The organism is Streptomyces sp. GSL17-111, assembly GCF_037911585.1.
Lineage (GTDB): Bacteria > Actinomycetota > Actinomycetes > Streptomycetales > Streptomycetaceae > Streptomyces.
Map to the genome: position 1 here is coordinate 170,049 of NZ_JBAJNS010000001.1, position 17,452 is coordinate 187,500.

At 68.6% G+C, this 17,452-nt stretch carries 12 protein-coding genes, 2 rRNA genes and 1 riboswitch; of the genes, 1 reads left to right on the forward strand and 13 read right to left on the reverse strand.

The annotated features are described in order from the left end of the window. Positions 1 to 59 precede the first annotated feature (59 nt). On the reverse strand, positions 60 to 2,945 hold the full coding sequence (gene gcvP, locus V6D49_RS00850; protein WP_340556185.1) for an aminomethyl-transferring glycine dehydrogenase: 2,886 nt from the start codon (positions 2,943 to 2,945) through the stop codon (positions 60 to 62). A gap of 197 nt (positions 2,946 to 3,142) precedes the next feature. After that, positions 3,143 to 3,241, reverse strand: a riboswitch (glycine riboswitch). Between the two features lie 131 nt (positions 3,242 to 3,372). Between gcvP and V6D49_RS00855 the strand changes: the two genes are divergently transcribed. Beyond that, positions 3,373 to 3,762, forward strand: a complete 390-nt coding sequence (locus V6D49_RS00855) for a PRC-barrel domain-containing protein (protein WP_340556187.1) — start codon at positions 3,373 to 3,375, stop codon at positions 3,760 to 3,762. Here the strand turns inward: V6D49_RS00855 and V6D49_RS00860 are convergent. The 12 genes from V6D49_RS00860 to V6D49_RS00915 form a co-directional block, all read right to left on the reverse strand. After that, positions 3,666 to 5,186, reverse strand: coding sequence for a DNA polymerase IV (locus V6D49_RS00860; protein ID WP_340556189.1), 1,521 nt, complete (start codon positions 5,184 to 5,186; stop codon positions 3,666 to 3,668). The two genes, V6D49_RS00855 and V6D49_RS00860, sit on opposite strands and share 97 nt — an antisense overlap. A 70-nt stretch (positions 5,187 to 5,256) precedes the next feature. After that, the gene (locus V6D49_RS00865) at positions 5,257 to 5,865 is read right to left on the reverse strand and encodes a MerR family transcriptional regulator (RefSeq protein ID WP_340556191.1); all 609 of its coding nucleotides are present in this window, start codon (positions 5,863 to 5,865) and stop codon (positions 5,257 to 5,259) included. 213 nt (positions 5,866 to 6,078) lie between these two features. Further along, a complete protein-coding gene (locus V6D49_RS00870) occupies positions 6,079 to 6,552 on the reverse strand; it encodes a bifunctional nuclease family protein (protein ID WP_191211117.1) in 474 nt (157 codons plus the stop codon). A gap of 78 nt (positions 6,553 to 6,630) precedes the next feature. Continuing rightward, positions 6,631 to 7,386: a transcriptional regulator FtsR gene (gene ftsR / locus V6D49_RS00875; RefSeq protein WP_340556193.1), complete on the reverse strand. Its 756-nt coding sequence runs from the start codon at positions 7,384 to 7,386 to the stop codon at positions 6,631 to 6,633. A gap of 25 nt (positions 7,387 to 7,411) precedes the next feature. After that, entirely contained in the window at positions 7,412 to 8,185 is a 774-nt protein-coding gene (locus tag V6D49_RS00880) for an FHA domain-containing protein (RefSeq protein ID WP_445330445.1), read from the reverse strand. A gap of 165 nt (positions 8,186 to 8,350) precedes the next feature. Then, entirely contained in the window at positions 8,351 to 9,304 is a 954-nt protein-coding gene (locus tag V6D49_RS00885) for a DUF881 domain-containing protein (RefSeq protein ID WP_340556197.1), read from the reverse strand. 5 nt (positions 9,305 to 9,309) lie between these two features. Further along, positions 9,310 to 9,642 (reverse strand): small basic family protein, encoded by a 333-nt coding sequence (locus tag V6D49_RS00890; RefSeq protein ID WP_219093043.1) that lies wholly within the window; start codon positions 9,640 to 9,642, stop codon positions 9,310 to 9,312. After that, positions 9,639 to 10,544 carry a DUF881 domain-containing protein gene (locus tag V6D49_RS00895; RefSeq protein ID WP_340556199.1) on the reverse strand — a complete coding sequence of 302 codons (906 nt, stop codon included), beginning with the start codon at positions 10,542 to 10,544 and terminating at the stop codon, positions 9,639 to 9,641. Before V6D49_RS00895 ends, V6D49_RS00890 begins: the two co-directional genes overlap by 4 nt. A gap of 73 nt (positions 10,545 to 10,617) precedes the next feature. Beyond that, complete coding sequence (locus tag V6D49_RS00900) at positions 10,618 to 13,113, reverse strand: mannose-1-phosphate guanyltransferase (protein WP_340563586.1); 2,496 nt, start codon at positions 13,111 to 13,113, stop codon at positions 10,618 to 10,620. A 108-nt stretch (positions 13,114 to 13,221) separates the two neighbouring features. Continuing rightward, positions 13,222 to 13,830, reverse strand: a complete 609-nt coding sequence (locus V6D49_RS00905; protein WP_340556201.1) for a CDP-alcohol phosphatidyltransferase family protein — start codon at positions 13,828 to 13,830, stop codon at positions 13,222 to 13,224. Between the two features lie 148 nt (positions 13,831 to 13,978). Beyond that, a 5S ribosomal RNA gene (gene rrf / locus V6D49_RS00910) occupies positions 13,979 to 14,095 on the reverse strand. 103 nt (positions 14,096 to 14,198) lie between these two features. Beyond that, positions 14,199 to 17,324: ribosomal RNA gene (locus V6D49_RS00915) — 23S ribosomal RNA — on the reverse strand. Positions 17,325 to 17,452: the final 128 nt, after the last annotated feature.

A 17,452-nucleotide genomic window follows, 5' to 3' on the forward strand; every position in this document is an offset into this window, starting at 1 on the left:
CGGTTTCCGGGCCGACGGCCCTCAGGGTGCCGGCGGTGCCGCCGCGCGCGGCGGGGGCCTCAGCCCTCGAACTCCTCCGGCGGGGGGCAGGAGCAGACGAGGTTGCGGTCGCCGAAGGCACCGTCGATGCGGCGCACCGGGGCCCAGTACTTGGCGTCGGCCGTGACGCCTGCGGGGAAGGCGGCCTCCGCACGGCTGTAGACGCGGTCCCACTCGCCCGCGAGTTGGGCGGCGGTGTGCGGGGCACCGCGCAGCGGGCTGTCCTCGGCGCTCCACTCCCCCGAGGTGACGCGGTCCGCCTCGGCCCGGATCGCGATCATGGCGTCGCAGAAGCGGTCGATCTCCGCCAGGTCCTCGCTCTCCGTCGGCTCGATCATCAGCGTCCCGGCCACCGGGAACGACATCGTCGGGGCGTGGAAGCCGTAGTCGATCAGCCGCTTGGCCACGTCGTCGATGGTCACGCCCGTGGCCTTGGTCAGCGGGCGGACGTCGACGATGCACTCGTGGGCCACCAGACCGCCCGGCCCGGTGTAGAGCACCGGGTAGTGCGGTTCGAGGCGCTTGGCGATGTAGTTGGCGCTCAGCACCGCGACCTGGGTGGCGCGGCGCAGCCCCTCGGCGCCCATCAGCCGCACGTACGCCCAGGAGATCGGCAGGATCCCGGCCGAGCCCCAGGGGGCGGCGGAGACCGGGCCGATGCCCGTGGCCGGACCGGCGGCCGGCTGCAGCGGGTGGTTGGGCAGGTACGGGGCCAGGTGTGCGCGGACGCCGACCGGACCGACGCCGGGGCCGCCGCCACCGTGCGGGATGCAGAAGGTCTTGTGCAGGTTCAGATGGGAGACGTCGGCGCCGAACGCCCCCGGACGGGCGAGGCCCACCAGCGCGTTGAGATTGGCGCCGTCCACGTACACCTGGCCGCCGGCCTCGTGCACGGCCGCGCAGACGTCCGAGATGTCGTCCTCGAAGACGCCGTGCGTGGAGGGGTAGGTGACCATCAGGACCGCCAGCTCGTCCCGGTACCGCGCGATCTTGTCGTGCAGGTCCTCGGTGTCGACGTCGCCGTTCTCCCCGGTCTTGACGACGACGACCTTCATGCCCGCCATGACGGCGCTGGCCGCGTTGGTGCCGTGCGCGGAGGACGGGATGAGGCACACGGTGCGCTGCGTGTCGCCGTTCGCCCGGTGGTAGGCGCGCACCGCGAGCAGACCGGCCAGCTCGCCCTGCGAACCGGCGTTGGGCTGAATGGAGACCTTGTCGTATCCGGTCACCTCGGCCAGCCGCTCCTCCAGCTCGCGGATGAGCGTGAGGTAGCCCTCGGCCTGCTCGGCCGGCGCGAACGGGTGCAGGCCGCCGAACTCCGACCAGGTGACGGGTTCCATCTCGGTCGTCGCATTGAGCTTCATCGTGCACGACCCGAGCGGGATCATCCCGCGGTCCAGCGCGTAGTCCTTGTCGGCGAGGCGGCGCAGGTAGCGCAGCATCGCCGTCTCGGAGCGGTGCTGGTGGAAGACGGGGTGGCTGAGGAACTCGTCCGCCCGCAGCAGCTCCGCGGGCAGGGCGTCCTCGGTCGTCCGGTCCAGGTCGTCCAGGTCGGCGCGGACGCCGAAGGCGCTCCAGACGGCTTCCACCTGGTGACGTCCGGTGGTCTCGTCGCAGGCGATGCCCACGTGGTCGGCGTCCGTCAGCCGCAGGTTGACGCCCGCCTCACGCGCGGCGGCGACGACCTCGGCGGCCCGGCCGGGGACCTCGGCGGTGACCGTGTCGAAGAAGGCGCCCGCCGTGACGTGGACGCCGCCGTCCCGCAGACCGGCCGCGAGCAGCGTGGCGTGGCGGTGGGTGCGGCGGGCGATACCGGAGAGCCCGTCGGGGCCGTGGTAGACGGCGTACAGACCGGCCATCACCGCGAGGAGGACCTGCGCGGTGCAGATGTTGCTGGTGGCCTTCTCCCGCCGGATGTGCTGCTCGCGCGTCTGCAGCGCCAGCCGGTAGGCCTTGTGCCCGTCGGCGTCGACGGAGACACCGACCAGGCGCCCGGGCAGGCTGCGGGCGAACTTCTCGCGCACGGCCATGAAACCGGCGTGCGGGCCGCCGAAGCCCATCGGGACGCCGAAGCGCTGGCTGGAGCCGACGGCGATGTCCGCGCCGAGCTCGCCGGGGGAGGTCAGGAGGGTGAGGGCGAGCAGATCCGCGGCGACGGTCACGACCGCGCCGAGTTCCCGGGCCCGGGCGATCAGACCGCGGGGGTCGCGCACGGCACCGGAGGCGCCCGGGTACTGGAGCAGCACACCGAAGACGCCGCGCTCGGCGATGTCGGCGGGGATGCCGTCCGACAGGTCGGCGACGACGATCTCGACGCCGGCCGGCTCGGCCCGCGTCTCCATCACGGCGATCGTCTGCGGCAGGCAGTCGGCGTCGACCAGGTAGACCCCCTGCTTGACCTTGCCCACCCGGCGCGACAGGGCCATGGCCTCGGCGGCGGCCGTGCCCTCGTCCAGCAGCGATGCGCCGGCCGTCGGCAGGCCCGTGAGGTCGGCGACGACCGTCTGGAAGTTGAGCAGCGCCTCCAGGCGGCCCTGCGAGATCTCCGGCTGGTACGGCGTGTACGCGGTGTACCAGGCGGGGTTCTCCATCACGTTGCGCAGGATGACCGGCGGCGTGAAGGTGCCGTAGTAGCCGAGCCCGATCATGGAGTCGAGCACCTGGTTGCGGTCGGCGAGCGACCGCAGCTCGGCGAGCACCTCCGCCTCGGAACGGGCACCCGGAAGGTTCAGCGGCCCGGTGCTCTTGATGACGTCGGGCACGGCGGCGGCGGTCAGCTCGTCCAGCGAGCCGTAGCCGACGTGCGCCAGCATCTTGGCCTGCTCGGCGGCGTCCGGCCCGATGTGCCGGCGTTCGAACGGGGTACCGCTGTCCAACGCGGAGAGTGGGATGCGATCGGTGGTCATCTGCGGGGGCCTCCTGGTCACTACGACCTGCGAGGGGCACCACGGCGTGGGTGCCCGGACGGCCTCCCCCTCTGTCATCTCAACCTGAGAGTTTCACCGGGCCGGCCCCGTGAGGGGACGTCCGGCTTTCACCGTCGGTGAGGGGGGACCCCGGGTGCGCCGTGGCGCTCGCGATCCGCCCTTCTTTCCAGAGTGACCTCGTCCGCACGGTACGTGTGCCTGAGAGATTCCGGGGAGGGTTTGCTCCTTCGGCGCCCCCGGAACTCACTACCCGAGGGCTCTCCCGCGCGGGGTCGACAGCCGTCTTCGAGCCTACCAGCGGCCGGTCGAGTGACAGCGGGCCCGTGCTCGACTGGCCGCGCGGCACGGAGTGCCCTTTCGTGGTGAAAGAGCCCCGGAGAGCGAACGCCCACCAGTTGGAGGAACCGTGCAGACCGACATCGACCCGCGCAGCCTGATAGGCCGCAAGGCGTTCGACCGCGACGGCACCAAGATCGGCGTCGTCGACGAGGTGTACCTGGACGACGCCACCGGGAAGCCGGAATGGGCCGCGGTGCGCACGGGGCTGTTCGGCCGGGACGCCTTCGTCCCCCTGCGGCCGAGCGAGGTCGTGGAGGAGGAGCTGCGGGTGCCGTTCACCCGCACGCTCATCAAGGACGCCCCGGACTTCGGCGTGGGCCGTCATCTCTCCCCCGAACAGGAACTCCAGCTCTACCACCACTACGGACTGGACATCCCCGCAGCCGGTGAGTCGGGGACGCTCCCCGGCGAGGAGGGGTTCGGGCGGATCGCGGGGGACGACGAGGCGGGGGTCTGAGCGCCCGCACCGCCGGAGGTCCTGCCGGGCGCACTGCCCGACGTATGACCGCCCGGCGCCAGGGGAAGCGGCTCGCCTGGCTCGAGGGCGGGGTCGTCGGCGCGAAAGGTCCGCACCCGTCCCGGCGGGGAGCCGGGCCGCTCGAAACGGACGGTGACCCGCCCGACGCCACTGCCCTGCACCCAGCCGGGGCCGTGGACGGCGTGCCGGACGTCCAGCCCCGGCAGCCAGCGGTGCGGCCCGCGCGGTTCCGCGGCGAGCGCCGCCTCCTCCCCCGGCCCACGGGGGCGGGGCTGCGGGGCCACGGCGGCCGGTTCCCCGCCGGGTGTGCGGGCCCCGTGTGGCTCCTCCGGGCGCGCCTGCGCGAACAGGTCCTCCTGGGTGAAGTCGGCCAGCCCGCTCACCCCGACCCCCAGGAGCCGCACCCCGGCCGTCGTGTCCACGGTGTCGAGCAGACGTGCGGCGGCTTCCCGGATCACCACCGGGTCGTCCGTGGGCCCGCGCAGCGTGTCGGAGCGGGTCAGGGTGGAGAAGTCGTAGCTGCGGACCTTGATGACCACCGTCCTGCCGGAGCGCCCGGCGGACCGCAGCCGGGCGGCGCACCGCTCGGCCAGCCGGGCGAGTTCCAGCTGGATGCGGGTGCGGTCGGTGACGTCGACGTCGAAGGTGTCCTCGACCGAGACCGACTTCGACGCCCGCTCGGCCACCACCGGGCGGTCGTCGATGCCGCGTGCCATGGCGTACAGCCCGCTCCCGTGCGCCCGCCCGAGCAACCGCAGCAGCTCCGCCTCGCCGGCCTCCACCGCCTCTCCCACGGTGAGGATTCCGGCACGTCGCAGCGTCTCGGCGGTCGCGGGACCGACGCCCGGGAGGGTCCGCACGCTCAGGGGGGCGAGGAGACCCTGCTCGGTGCCGGGCCGGATCGTCACCAGTCCGTCGGGCTTGGCCTGCTCGGAGGCGATCTTCGCGAGCATCTTCGAGCCGGCGAGACCGACGGAGCCGCTGAGCCCCGTGGCCGCCCGGATGTCCCCGCGCAGCCTGCTGCCCGTCTCCTGGGCCGCGCGGACGTCGGGCGGGGTGCCGCCCGCTTCCAGGTCCACGAAGGCCTCGTCCAGGCTCAGCGGCTCCACCAACGGGGACAGCTCGGCGAGCAACGCCATCACCGTGTCGCTGACCTGCCGGTACAGGGAGAAGCGCGGGGTCAGGTAGGCCGCGTTCGGACAGCGGCGCCGGGCCTGCGCGGTCGGCATGGCCGAGTGCACCCCGAAGCGCCTGGCCTCGTAGGAGGCCGTCGCCACGACGCCGCGGGGGCCCAGGCCGCCGACGACCACCGGCTTACCGCGCAGACTCGGCTTCGCCGCCTGTTCGACCGCGGCGTAGAACGCGTCCATGTCGAGATGGAGGATCGTCGGTGCGCCTCTCACACCACCGATGCTGCCGCACCGCACTGACAGCCGCTCCCCCGCCGGGTTCCGGCGGTGCGGGGCGGCACCTTCAGCCCGCGCGGTTGCGTCGCCGCGCCAGCTCGTCGCCGGGGTGCTCCCGCACCAGGGTCTCTCCGGTGTCGAGCCGTTCCGCGTGCAGCTGGGAGAGTGCGCCCTCCACGTCCCGCCAGACGACGCCGACCGCGATCCCGAAGACGCCCTGTCCCCCCTGGAGCAGGTCCACGACCTCGTCGGGGGACGTGCACTCGTAGACCGTGGCGCCGTCGCTCATCAGCGTCATCTGCGTGAGGTCGCACAGCTCGCGGCTGCGCAGGTGCTGGACGGCGGTGCGGATGTTCTGGAGGGACACGCCGGTGTCGAGCAGGCGCTTCACGATCTTGAGGACGACGACGTCACGAAAGCTGTAGAGGCGCTGCGTGCCCGACCCGCAGGCGGCCCGGACGCTGGGCTCCACGAGGCCGGTACGCGCCCAGTAGTCCAGCTGACGGTAGGTGATACCGGCCGCCGCACACGCGGTCGGGCCCCGGTAGCCGAGCCGTTCCCCCGCCGTGCCGTCCGACGGCTCCGGGGAACCGGCGGGTGCTCCGACGGGCTGCGCGGGAGCCCCGTGAAACGGAAACGGGCCGTTCGTGGCCTTGCCCTCGCCGGTGCTGGTCACGCCGACCCTCCATCCCTTCACGTCCCGCGGTGACGCCGCCGGGACCTGCCTCCTTGACGGTAGGCAGTCACCCCACGTGCGTCAACGATCGCCACACTCGGCACGCCGGGTGATAGTGACCTCACGAGTGGTTTGGCCTTGGGAGGAACCGGGGATCGCCGTCAGTTCGGCCCCGCCGCACCGGGCGGCGAGGGGACATCGGCGGCCTTCGGATCACTGGTTGCTCGTACCGAAGTCCTCGGGCGAGATCTGGTCGAGGAACTCGCGGAACTTCTCCACCTCGTCCTCCTGCTCGTCCGGGATCGCGATGCCGGCGTCGTTGAGCACCCCGTCACTGCCGTAGATGGGCGTGCCCGTGCGCAGGGCCAGCGCTATGGCGTCGGAGGGCCGGGCACTGACCTCGACACCGCTCGCGAACACCAGTTCAGCGTAGAAGACACCCTCGCGCAGGTCCGTGATCCGCACCGCCGTCAGCTCCTGGCCCACGGCCTCCAGCACGTCCTTGAACAGATCGTGCGTGAGCGGACGGGCCGGGGTCATGCCCTGCTGGGCGAAGGCGATGGCGGTCGCCTCACCCGGGCCGATCCAGATGGGAAGGTAGCGATCGCCTCCTACTTCACGCAGAAGCACGATCGGCTGGTTGGAGGGCATTTCGACCCGGACACCCACGACGTCGAGCTCGTTCACATAGCAACCCTAGGCGCTGCCCCGCCGGTTTGGGTAGTCGGGCACTCCCGGGCCCCCGATCCCGGTGCGCCGACGGGGTCAGCCACGCTGTTCACGCAGCGCCGCCTGGACGAACGTGGCGTGCAGCCGCACCGCCAGTGTCGCCAGCTCGCGGGCCGTGGCCTCGGCGTGCTGCCGCGTCTGCGGATTGCGGTGCCGGCGCAGCGGAGCGACCACCTGCTCCACGAGGCCCGCGTCACGATCCGCCGACGCCTTCACGGCCCGCAGATGACGCGGCTGAAGCCCGAAGCGCCCGAGGTCCAGCACGAGGCGGGCGACCTCCACGGCCTCGGCCGCATAGCCGCCGTTCTCCACGGGGCCGAGCAGCCCGTAGGACTCCCACTCCGCGAGCTGCTCCTCGGTGATCTCCGAGGCGGCCAGCAGCTCGGCGCGGCCGACGCGTGCCGCCCCCGCCGTGTCGAGCGGCGCGGCCGCGCCGTCCAGGAGGTCGGGCGGCTGGGCGGGGCCCGGAAGGGCCACCTGCTCGCCGCGGTCCCGCGCGTCGAGCTGCTCGCGGATGACCTTCAGCGGCAGGTAGTGGTCGCGCTGCATCCGCAGGACGAACGCCAGCCGCTCCACGTCCTGCGCGCTGAACTTGCGGTAGCCCGACGGTGTGCGCCGCGGCTCCACGAGCCCCTCCGACTCCAGAAACCGGATCTTGGAGACGGTGACTTCGGGGAACTCCTCCCGGAGCAGACCCAGGACCGAGCCGATGCTCATGGGGACGCGATCGGCGGGACCGCGGTCCCCGGTGGCGGCGCCCGGTGGGGCGCCGCCCGACGGTGTGTGCGGCATGAACCTTCCCTGGACGGGTCGTGCGTCAGACGCCTCGCTGGTGGGCGAAGAAGACCAGCCGGAACTTGCCGATCTGCACTTCGTCACCGTTGTTCAACGCAACGGAGTCGATGGGTTCCCGGTTGACGTACGTGCCGTTGAGGCTGCCGACGTCGGACGCGGTGAAACCGCCGTCCGTGCCGCGCCGGAACTCCACGTGGCGGCGCGAGACCGTGACGTCGTCCAGGAAGATGTCGCTCTGCGGGCTGCGCCCGGCGGTCGTCACCTCGCTGTCGAGCAGGAAGCGAGCCCCGGAGTTGGGTCCGCGACGGACCACCAGCAGGGCGGATCCGACCGGCAGGGCGTCGATCGCCGCGACCGCCTCGGGCGACAGCATCGGCGTCTGACCGGTGGCCTCCGCGTCGTACGCCTCCAGGCCGGTGATCGAGATGGTCGACGTCGTCTCCGAAGGACGCTCGCCGGCCGGTGCACCGCCCTTCAGCGGCGCACCGCAGTTGGAGCAGAAGCGGCTGGACTCGGCGGCCCGGTTCCCGCACCTGGAACAGATCGGCACGCCGGACCCTCCACCACGTGAGGCTGCTGGTGCCTGGGAACCTATGCGCGCGGCCGCGCCCTGGTCAACGGAAACCCCGCCCGGCGCCCCCGAAGTACCGCCATGCGGGGCATCGGGGTCGGGACGGAAGAGCGGACGCTCGGCCTCACCGGCGGACGTCTGGTCCCCGGCGGCAGCGTGTCGGGGCGCGCGGTGTGCACCACCGGCGTCCTTGTGCTTGCCGAACAGCTTGGAAAGAAAACTCACGGGCGATTCCCCTCGCACGAAACAGACCCGCCCGCGGGGCAGGACAGACCCTTGATGCTCACACAGGCCACAGCGGACACCCGGGCAACGTCCGCGGCCAGTAAACAGTTTCCCCTACGTGACGTCGTACGGGCCCGCCGACCCCCGGAAAGGATCACCGGCACCTCACTGCGACGGCGACTGAGCGTAGTCAGGTCGCTGCGCCGACCGCAAGGCGTCCACCACGACGGTGTCGGACGGGGTGATGGTGACCGACGCACCGTCGCCCTGAAGGCTCTGCACGACGCCTCCCGGGATGTTCAGCGCCGGTTCGAGATCCTGCGGCCGGCCGATGACCTCGAAGACGTAGGGCGGTGAGACCGACTGGCCGTCGATGTTCACACCGCCCTCCGCGTTGGTGAAGTACGTGTCCGCCACCACCCGGACATCGTTGATCTGCATGGCCTCCGCACCGGCGGCCCGCAGCTCCTGGATGGCGTCCAGCAACCGGTCCGCCTCGACGACGTCGGCCGGGCCACTGATCCGGACCTCGATGCCCGGACCCTGTGCGGCCACCGTACCCGCCAGGATACCGAGTTGGCGTTCACGCTCCTCGCGCTGCTGCCTGGCCTCCTCGGCCTGGTCGGAGCTGTTCTCCAACTCCGAGCGCTGTGTCTCCAGACGCTGCTTCTCGTCCTCAAGGCGCGTGGTGCGGTCGTCGAGTTCGTCGAGGATACGCACCAGGTCCTCCTGGCGCGCTCCGCGCAGGGCGCTGTCCTCGCTGGTCGAACGCACCTGGATGGCCAGGCCCAGACCCAGCACGAACAGCAGCGCGGCCGCGATGAGTTGGTTCCGATTGAGCCGGGGCGGCCAGAGGCCGGCGGCGAGCCGCTGCCGGCCGGTCATCCGGTCGTTCCCGGGCGTGTCGGGCGCCGGGGCGGTCCCGTCCCGCGTCGGCGGCGGCGCGTCCGGTCCCGGGGCCTCCGCGTCGGGAGGGCCGGTGGCGGACGCGTCATCGTCCCCCGCCGACGGTTGCAGGCGGGCGTCGGCGGCCGGGGGCCCGACCTCGCGCTTCTCCGGTCCGCCCGGTTCCGCGCGGTCCGGTTCGCGCTCCCCGTCCGGCGTCCTGTCGTCGTTCATCGACCTCACGCCCCGAACACGTGCCGCCGGATCGCGGCGGCGTTGGAGAAGATGCGGATGCCGAGAACGACGACCACACCCGTGGACAGCTGTGCGCCCACCCCCAGCTTGTCACCGAGGAAGACGATGAGGGCGGCCACCACGACGTTCGACAGGAACGAGACGACGAAGACCTTGTCCACGAAGATGCCGTCCAGCATCGCACGCAGCCCGCCGAAGACCGCGTCGAGCGCCGCCACGACGGCGATGGGCAGATAGGGCTCCACGGCCGTCGGTACCACGGGGCGGAGCACCAGCCCCGCCACGACTCCCACGATGAGGCCCAGTACGGCGATCACGAATTGCTGCCCTTTCGACTGGTGACCGGCTCGGCGGTTCTGAGGGTGAGGCTCGGCGCCGCGGGGAGCCGCAGCGCGTCCCGCACACCGAGGCTCGTCCGGATGTCGTAGTTGTCCTCCAGGATCTGGAGGTACTGGCCGTCCACGCTCGACCGGAAGCGGTCGGCCAGCTCCTGGCCCTCCCCCACCGCGAGGATGGTGTACGGCGGCACCAGCGGCTTGTTGTCGACCAGTATGGCGTCACCCGCGGCCCGGATGGCGGACAGGGCGCTCAGCCGCTGGTCGTTGATCGAGACGGCCTCCGCACCGGAGGCCCACAGACCGTTGACCACCAACTGGAGGTCCCGGTCGCGGACGCGGCCGGTGTCGGAGAAGCCCGTGGACTCCCGGGGGCCGTCCGAGCCGCCGCCGGTGTCCTCGGCGTCGTCGACGACGAGCTCCACTCCGGGCCCCTCGACGGCGGTGGCTCCCGCGAGCAGCCCGACCAGATCCTCAGCCCCGGCGCCGTCACCGCGAAGCGCCTCGTCCTGCATCCGCGCGACGGTCTCCCGCAGGCCACGGACCTCCTCCTGGAGGTCGTCGGCCTCCTCGGTGCCGTCCTCGACGCGGTCGATCAGCTCCTCGCGCTCCTTGGCGACCGTCGGAGCGTCGAACCGCGCCTGCGCGGCCCCCAGGGTGACGACGAGGCCGGCCAGGACCAGCCCTCCGGCCAGCCAGACCTTCCCGCGCAGTGAGCGCGGCAGGCGGGCCCGGCCCGTCTCGCCCCGGCGGGCCGCCGCTTCGGCGTAGCCGTCGTCGAGGCTGTGCTCCATGACGTTCGTCAGCAGCGACATGGACGCGTCAGGGCGTGCAGGCCGCGACGCGGTACTCCGTTCGGGCTGCTGCTGCGACATGTGGCACATCGTCGCACGTCGACGCCCCTACCACCGAATGGGCCCTCGGGCGCGGGCCGAAGGCCCATCCGGTGTGCGCGGATCAGCGTCCGGCACCGTCCACCACGGCGGCCCACTCGTCGAGCAGCGCCTGCGCCGACGCGTCGTCCGGACCCTCCGCCCACAGGTGGGTGACGGCCTCGGCCGGGTCGGGCAGGACCATGACCCAGCGGCCGTCGGACTCCACGACGCGGACGCCGTCGGTGGTGTCGACGGACCGGTCGCCGGCCGCCTCGACGACGTGCCGCATGACCAGACCCTTGACGGCCCACGGCGTGGCCAGGTCCCGCCGCACGACGTGGGCCCGGGGGATGCGCGCGTCGATCTGGCTGAGCGTGAGCTGGGTGCGCGCCACGAGGCCGATGAGCCGTACGAAGGCCGCGGCACCGTCGAACACGGAGCTGAACTCCGGCACGATGAACCCGCCGCGGCCGTCGCCACCGAAGATCGTCGCGTCGTCGCGGCAGACCCGCGTGAGGTCGTCCGGGGACGTCGTCGTCCACTCCACCTGCGTGCCGTGGTAGGCGGCGACCTGTTCGGCGATGCGCGTGGTGGTCACCGGCAGGGCGACCCTGCCGCTGCGCCGCTCGGCCGCGATGAGGTCGAGCATGACGAGCAACGCCCGGTGGTCCTCGATGATGCGGCCGCGTTCGTCCACGAGCGAGATCCGCTCGCCCACCGGGTCGAAGCGCACCCCGAAGGCGGCCCGTGCGGAGGCCACGATCTCGCCCAGCCTGACCAGGCCGGAGCGGCGCCCGTCCGTCGTCTCCGTGGGACGCGACTCGTCCATCCCCGGGTTGATCGTCAGGGCCTCCACCCCGAGCCGCCCGAGGAGGCTGGGCAGGACGAGACCCGCGCTGCCGCCCGACGCGTCGACCACGATCTTGAGCCCGGCCTCCGCGACCCCGGAGGTGTCCGCCGTCCGCAGGAGCGCGCCCGCGTAGGAGTCGAAGACGCTGGCGGGGAAGGAGAGGTCACCGATCTCACCGGGAAAGGCCCGACGGTACTCCTGCCGTGCGTAGACCCGGTCCAGCTTGCGCTGGCTCCCCTGGGAGAGGTCGGCGCCCCGCTCGTCGAAGAACATGATGTCCACCGAGTCGGGAACACCCGTCGTCGTCCGCACCATGATCCCGCCCGCGCTGCCTCGGGCCGTCTGCTGACGGGCCACGGGGAGGGGCACGTTCTCCAGGTCGCGGACGTCGATCGCGCTGGCCTGGAGGGCGGAGATGATGGCCCGCTTGAGCGCCCGCGCGCCACGGGAGTGGTCGCGCGCGGTGGTGACGGTCGACCCCTTCTTCAGCGTGGTCGCATAGGCCCCCGCGAGCCGTACCGCGAGCTCGGGAGTGATCTCGACGTTGAGGATGCCGGAGACGCCCCGGGCTCCGAAGAGGTGGGCCTGCCCCCGGGACTCCCAGATGACGGACGTGTTGACGAACGCGCCGGCCTCGACCGTCTTGAACGGGTAGACCCGCACGTTGCCCTGGACGATGGACTCCTCGCCGACCAGGCACTCGTCGCCGATGACCGCACCGTCCTCGATACGGGCCGCCCGCATGACATCGGTGTTCTTGCCGATCACGCAGCCGCGCAGGTTCGTCTGCTCGCCGATGTACACGTTGTCGTGCACCACCGCCCTGTGCAGGAAGGCACCGCTCTTGACGACGACGTTCGACCCGATGACGGAGTGCTCGCGCACTTCGGCGCCGCTCTCCACCTTGGCGTAGTCCCCGATGTAGAGCGGGCCGCGCAGCACGGCGTCGGGGTGGACCTCCGCCCCCTCGGCCACCCACACGCCCGGGGAGATCTCGAAGCCGTCCAGATCGACCTCGACCTTGCCCTCCAGCACGTCGGCCTGGGCCTTCACATAGCTTTCGTGGGTACCGACGTCCTCCCAGTAGCCCTCGGCGACATAGCCGTAGATGGGCTTGCCCTCCTTCATGAGCTGAGGGAAGACGTCACCCGACCAGTCCACGGGGACGTCCGGATCGACGTAGTCGAAGATCTCCGGCTCCATCACGTAGATGCCGGTGTTCACGGTGTCCGAGAAGACCTGGCCCCACGTCGGCTTCTCCAGGAAACGCTCGACCTTGCCCTCGTCGTCCACGATCGTGATCCCGAATTCCAGCGGATTGGGCACCCGCGTCAGGCACACGGTCACGAGCGCACCGCGTTCCCGGTGAAAGTCGATGAGATCCGTCAGGTCGAAGTCGGTGAGGGCGTCTCCGGAAATCACCAGGAAGGAGTCGTCCTTGAGGGCTTCTTCGGCGTTCTTCACACTGCCCGCGGTACCGAGGGGCTTCTCCTCGTTCGCGTACGTGAGCTCCATCCCCAGCTCTTCGCCGTCCCCGAAGTAGTTCTTGACGAGGGAGGCGAGGAACTGGACGGTCACCACGGTTTCGGTCAGACCATGACGCTTGAGCAGCCTCAGCACGTGCTCCATGATCGGCCGGTTGGCCACCGGCAGGAGCGGCTTGGGCATACTCGCGGTCATGGGACGAAGGCGGGTGCCTTCGCCGCCGGCCATCACGACGGCCTTCATGTCGGTTGCGTCCTCCTTCAAGAGACGACGGTCCCACCGGCCGAGCCCGGACGGGGTCCCCGACTTCCGCAGGGAAGCCTGCCTCCGTGACGGTGTGGAAGGCGCGGCTCAGCCGGTCGCAGCGTCCGCTGTGAGAATGCGGCGGACCTGGACCACGTAGAGGGTTCCTGCCCACCAGTAGAGAGCTGTACCCCATCCGGCGAACGCCCATCCGAAAATTGCCGCGAGTGACGAAACCCACCCACTTCCGTCGCTGAGAAGCAGCAGCGGGAAAGCGTACATGAGGTTGAACGTCGCGGCCTTGCCCAGGAAGTTCACCTGCGGCGGAGCGAATCCCCGGCGGTCGAGGAGCCACACGTTCACGAGCAGCACCAGGTCGCGGAGGAGGAGCAGCCCCGTGAGCCACAAGGGGAGGATCCCCCTCCAGGTCAGGCCGACGAGCGTGGAGAGGATGTACAGCCGGTCGGCAGCGGGGTCGAGGATCCGGCCCAGGTTGCTGATCTGGTTCCAGCGTCGGGCCAGCTTCCCGTCGAGGTAGTCGCTGACACCGCTCAGCGCCAGCACCCCGAGGGCCCAGCCGTCGCTGTTCGGCCCCCCGAACTCCGGCCAGAGGACCAGCCACAGGAAGAGCGGGACACCGGCGAGGCGGGCCATGCTCAGCATGTTGGGGATGGTGAGGACCCGGTCCGTCTGGACGCGTGTCTCCTGGACCTCCACCCGGCCTCCCCTGAGAAACGATTCCTACCCTGCTCCCGACCTTACCGGCCTCGACAGACACACAGGACGTCGGGTGGCCACCGGCGAGCCCGTACCACGCGGAAAAGCCCCGTTGGACCAGGTCCAACGGGGCTTCCCCACACAATTTGTTCGGCGGCGTCCTACTCTCCCACACACTCCCGCATGCAGTACCATCGGCGCTGAAAGGCTTAGCTTCCGGGTTCGGAATGTAACCGGGCGTTCCCCTAACGCTATAACCACCGAAACACTATGAAACACACAACCGGAAACCCCACACCACCATTTAGCAGGGGAGCCGGCTTCGACAGTTTGCTGTCTCAGAACCTACACAGTGGACGCAAGCAACTATGGACAAGCCCTCGGCCTATTAGTACCGGTCAACTCCACCTATTACTAGGCTTCCATATCCGGCCTATCAACCCGGTCGTCTACCGGGAGCCTTAACCCATCACGTGGGTGGGAGCCCTCATCTCGAAGCAGGCTTCCCGCTTAGATGCTTTCAGCGGTTATCCTTTCCGAACGTAGCCAACCAGCCATGCCCTTGGCAGAACAACTGGCACACCAGAGGTCCGTCCGTCCCGGTCCTCTCGTACTAGGGACAGCCCTTCTCAAGACTCCTACGCGCACAGCGGATAGGGACCGAACTGTCTCACGACGTTCTAAACCCAGCTCGCGTACCGCTTTAATGGGCGAACAGCCCAACCCTTGGGACCGACTCCAGCCCCAGGATGCGACGAGCCGACATCGAGGTGCCAAACCATCCCGTCGATATGGACTCTTGGGGAAGATCAGCCTGTTATCCCCGGGGTACCTTTTATCCGTTGAGCGACGGCGCTTCCACAAGCCACCGCCGGATCACTAGTCCCGACTTTCGTCCCTGCTCGACCCGTCAGTCTCACAGTCAAGCTCCCTTGTGCACTTACACTCACCACCTGATGACCAACCAGGCTGAGGGAACCTTTGGGCGCCTCCGTTACTCTTTAGGAGGCAACCGCCCCAGTTAAACTACCCACCAGACACTGTCCCTGATCCGGATCACGGACCCAGGTTAGACATCCAGCACGACCAGAGTGGTATTTCAACAACGACTCCACCACCACTAGCGTGATGACTTCACAGTCTCCCACCTATCCTACACAAGCCGAACCGAACACCAATATCAAGCTATAGTAAAGGTCCCGGGGTCTTTCCGTCCTGCTGCGCGAAACGAGCATCTTTACTCGTACTGCAATTTCACCGGGCCTATGGTTGAGACAGTCAAGAAGTCGTTACGCCATTCGTGCAGGTCGGAACTTACCCGACAAGGAATTTCGCTACCTTAGGATGGTTATAGTTACCACCGCCGTTTACTGGCGCTTAAGTTCTCAGCTTCGCCCTGTCGAAACAGAGCTAACCGGTCCCCTTAACGTTCCAGCACCGGGCAGGCGTCAGTCCGTATACATCGCCTTACGGCTTCGCACGGACCTGTGTTTTTAGTAAACAGTCGCTTCTCGCTGGTCTCTGCGGCCACCCCCAGCTCAGAGTGCAAGACTCATCACCAGAAGAGGCCCCCCTTCTCCCGAAGTTACGGGGGCATTTTGCCGAGTTCCTTAACCATAGTTCACCCGAACGCCTCGGTATTCTCTACCTGACCACCTGAGTCGGTTTAGGGTACGGGCCGCCGTACAACTCGCTAGAGGCTTTTCTCGACAGCATAGGATCATCCACTTCACCACAACGGCTCGGCATCAGGTCTCACCCTCATGAGAGACGGATTTGCCTATCTCTCGGGCTACACCCTTACCCCGGGACAACCACCGCCCGGGCTGGACTACCTTCCTGCGTCACCCCATCACTCACCTACTACCCCCTCGGGTCAGCGGCTCCACCACACCCACACAATTCAAAGAACTGCACAGGGGGCTTCACGGCCTTAGCATCAGAAGATTCAGTGTTGGACGCTCTACAGCGGGTACCGGAATATCAACCGGTTATCCATCGACTACGCCTGTCGGCCTCGCCTTAGGCCCCGACTTACCCTGGGCAGATCAGCTTGACCCAGGAACCCTTAGTCAATCGGCGCAAGAGTTTCCCACTCTTGTATCGCTACTCATGCCTGCATTCTCACTCGTGAACCGTCCACAACTACCTTCCAGTGCTGCTTCACCCGGCACACGACGCTCCCCTACCCACCCCAGCCGGCGTTAGCCGTCATGCTGGAGTGACACGACTTCGGCGGTGTACTTGAGCCCCGCTACATTATCGGCGCGGAATCACTTGACCAGTGAGCTATTACGCACTCTTTCAAGGATGGCTGCTTCTAAGCCAACCTCCTGGTTGTCTCTGCGACTCCACATCCTTTCCCACTTAGCACACGCTTAGGGGCCTTAGTCGATGCTCTGGGCTGTTTCCCTCTCGACCATGGAGCTTATCCCCCACAGTCTCACTGCCGTGCTCTCACTTACCGGCATTCGGAGTTTGGCTAAGGTCAGTAACCCGGTAAGGCCCATCGCCTATCCAGTGCTCTACCTCCGGCAAGAAACACACGACGCTGCACCTAAATGCATTTCGGGGAGAACCAGCTATCACGGAGTTTGATTGGCCTTTCACCCCTAACCACAGGTCATCCCCCAGGTTTTCAACCCTGGTGGGTTCGGGCCTCCACGACCTCTTACAGCCGCTTCACCCTGCCCATGGCTAGATCACTCCGCTTCGGGTCTAGGGCACGCTACTCAAACGCCCTCTTAGGACTCGCTTTCGCTACGGCTCCCCCACACGGGTTAACCTCGCAACATACCGCAAACTCGCAGGCTCATTCTTCAAAAGGCACGCAGTCACGACACAGAAAAGCAAGCTTTCCTGTGCGACGCTCCCACGGCTTGTAGGCACACGGTTTCAGGTACTATTTCACTCCGCTCCCGCGGTACTTTTCACCATTCCCTCACGGTACTATCCACTATCGGTCACCAGGGAATATTTAGGCTTAACGGGTGGTCCCGCCAGATTCACACAGGATTTCTCGGGCCCCATGCTACTTGGGTGGTCCTCAAGCAAGTTGCTGACGTTTCAGCTACGGGGGTCTTACCCTCTACGCCGGGCCTTTCGCATGCCCTTCGCCTACACCAACAATTTCTGACTTGCCGACCGGCCGGCAGACCGATCAAGAGAACTCCCACAACCCCACACACGCAACCCCTGCCGGGTATCACACGCCTGCGGTTTAGCCTGATCCAGTTTCGCTCGCCACTACTCCCGGAATCACGGTTGTTTTCTCTTCCTGCGGGTACTGAGATGTTTCACTTCCCCGCGTTCCCTCCACACTGCCTATGCGTTCAGCAGCGGGTGACAGCCCATGACGACTGCCGGGTTTCCCCATTCGGACACCCCCGGATCACAGCTCGGTTGACAGCTCCCCGGGGCCTATCGCGGCCTCCCACGTCCTTCATCGGTTCCTGGTGCCAAGGCATCCACCGTGCGCCCTTAAAAACTTGGCCACAGATGCTCGCGTCCACTGTGCAGTTCTCAAACAACAACCAGCCACCCACCACCCCAAGCCAACAAGCCCGAGTTCACTGGGACCGGCACCGAGAGCAAACAGCCTTACGGCCGCACCCTCAGACAC

Coding starts and splice junctions, on each gene's coding strand:
- V6D49_RS00885 (WP_340556197.1), bottom strand. CDS start 9,304: ATGAACGACGACAGGACGCCGGACGGGGAGCGCGAACCGGACCGCGCG.
- ftsR (WP_340556193.1), bottom strand. CDS start 7,386: ATGCCGCACACACCGTCGGGCGGCGCCCCACCGGGCGCCGCCACCGGG.
- gcvP (WP_340556185.1), bottom strand. CDS start 2,945: ATGACCACCGATCGCATCCCACTCTCCGCGTTGGACAGCGGTACCCCG.
- V6D49_RS00900 (WP_340563586.1), bottom strand. CDS start 13,113: ATGAAGGCCGTCGTGATGGCCGGCGGCGAAGGCACCCGCCTTCGTCCC.
- V6D49_RS00895 (WP_340556199.1), bottom strand. CDS start 10,544: ATGTGCCACATGTCGCAGCAGCAGCCCGAACGGAGTACCGCGTCGCGG.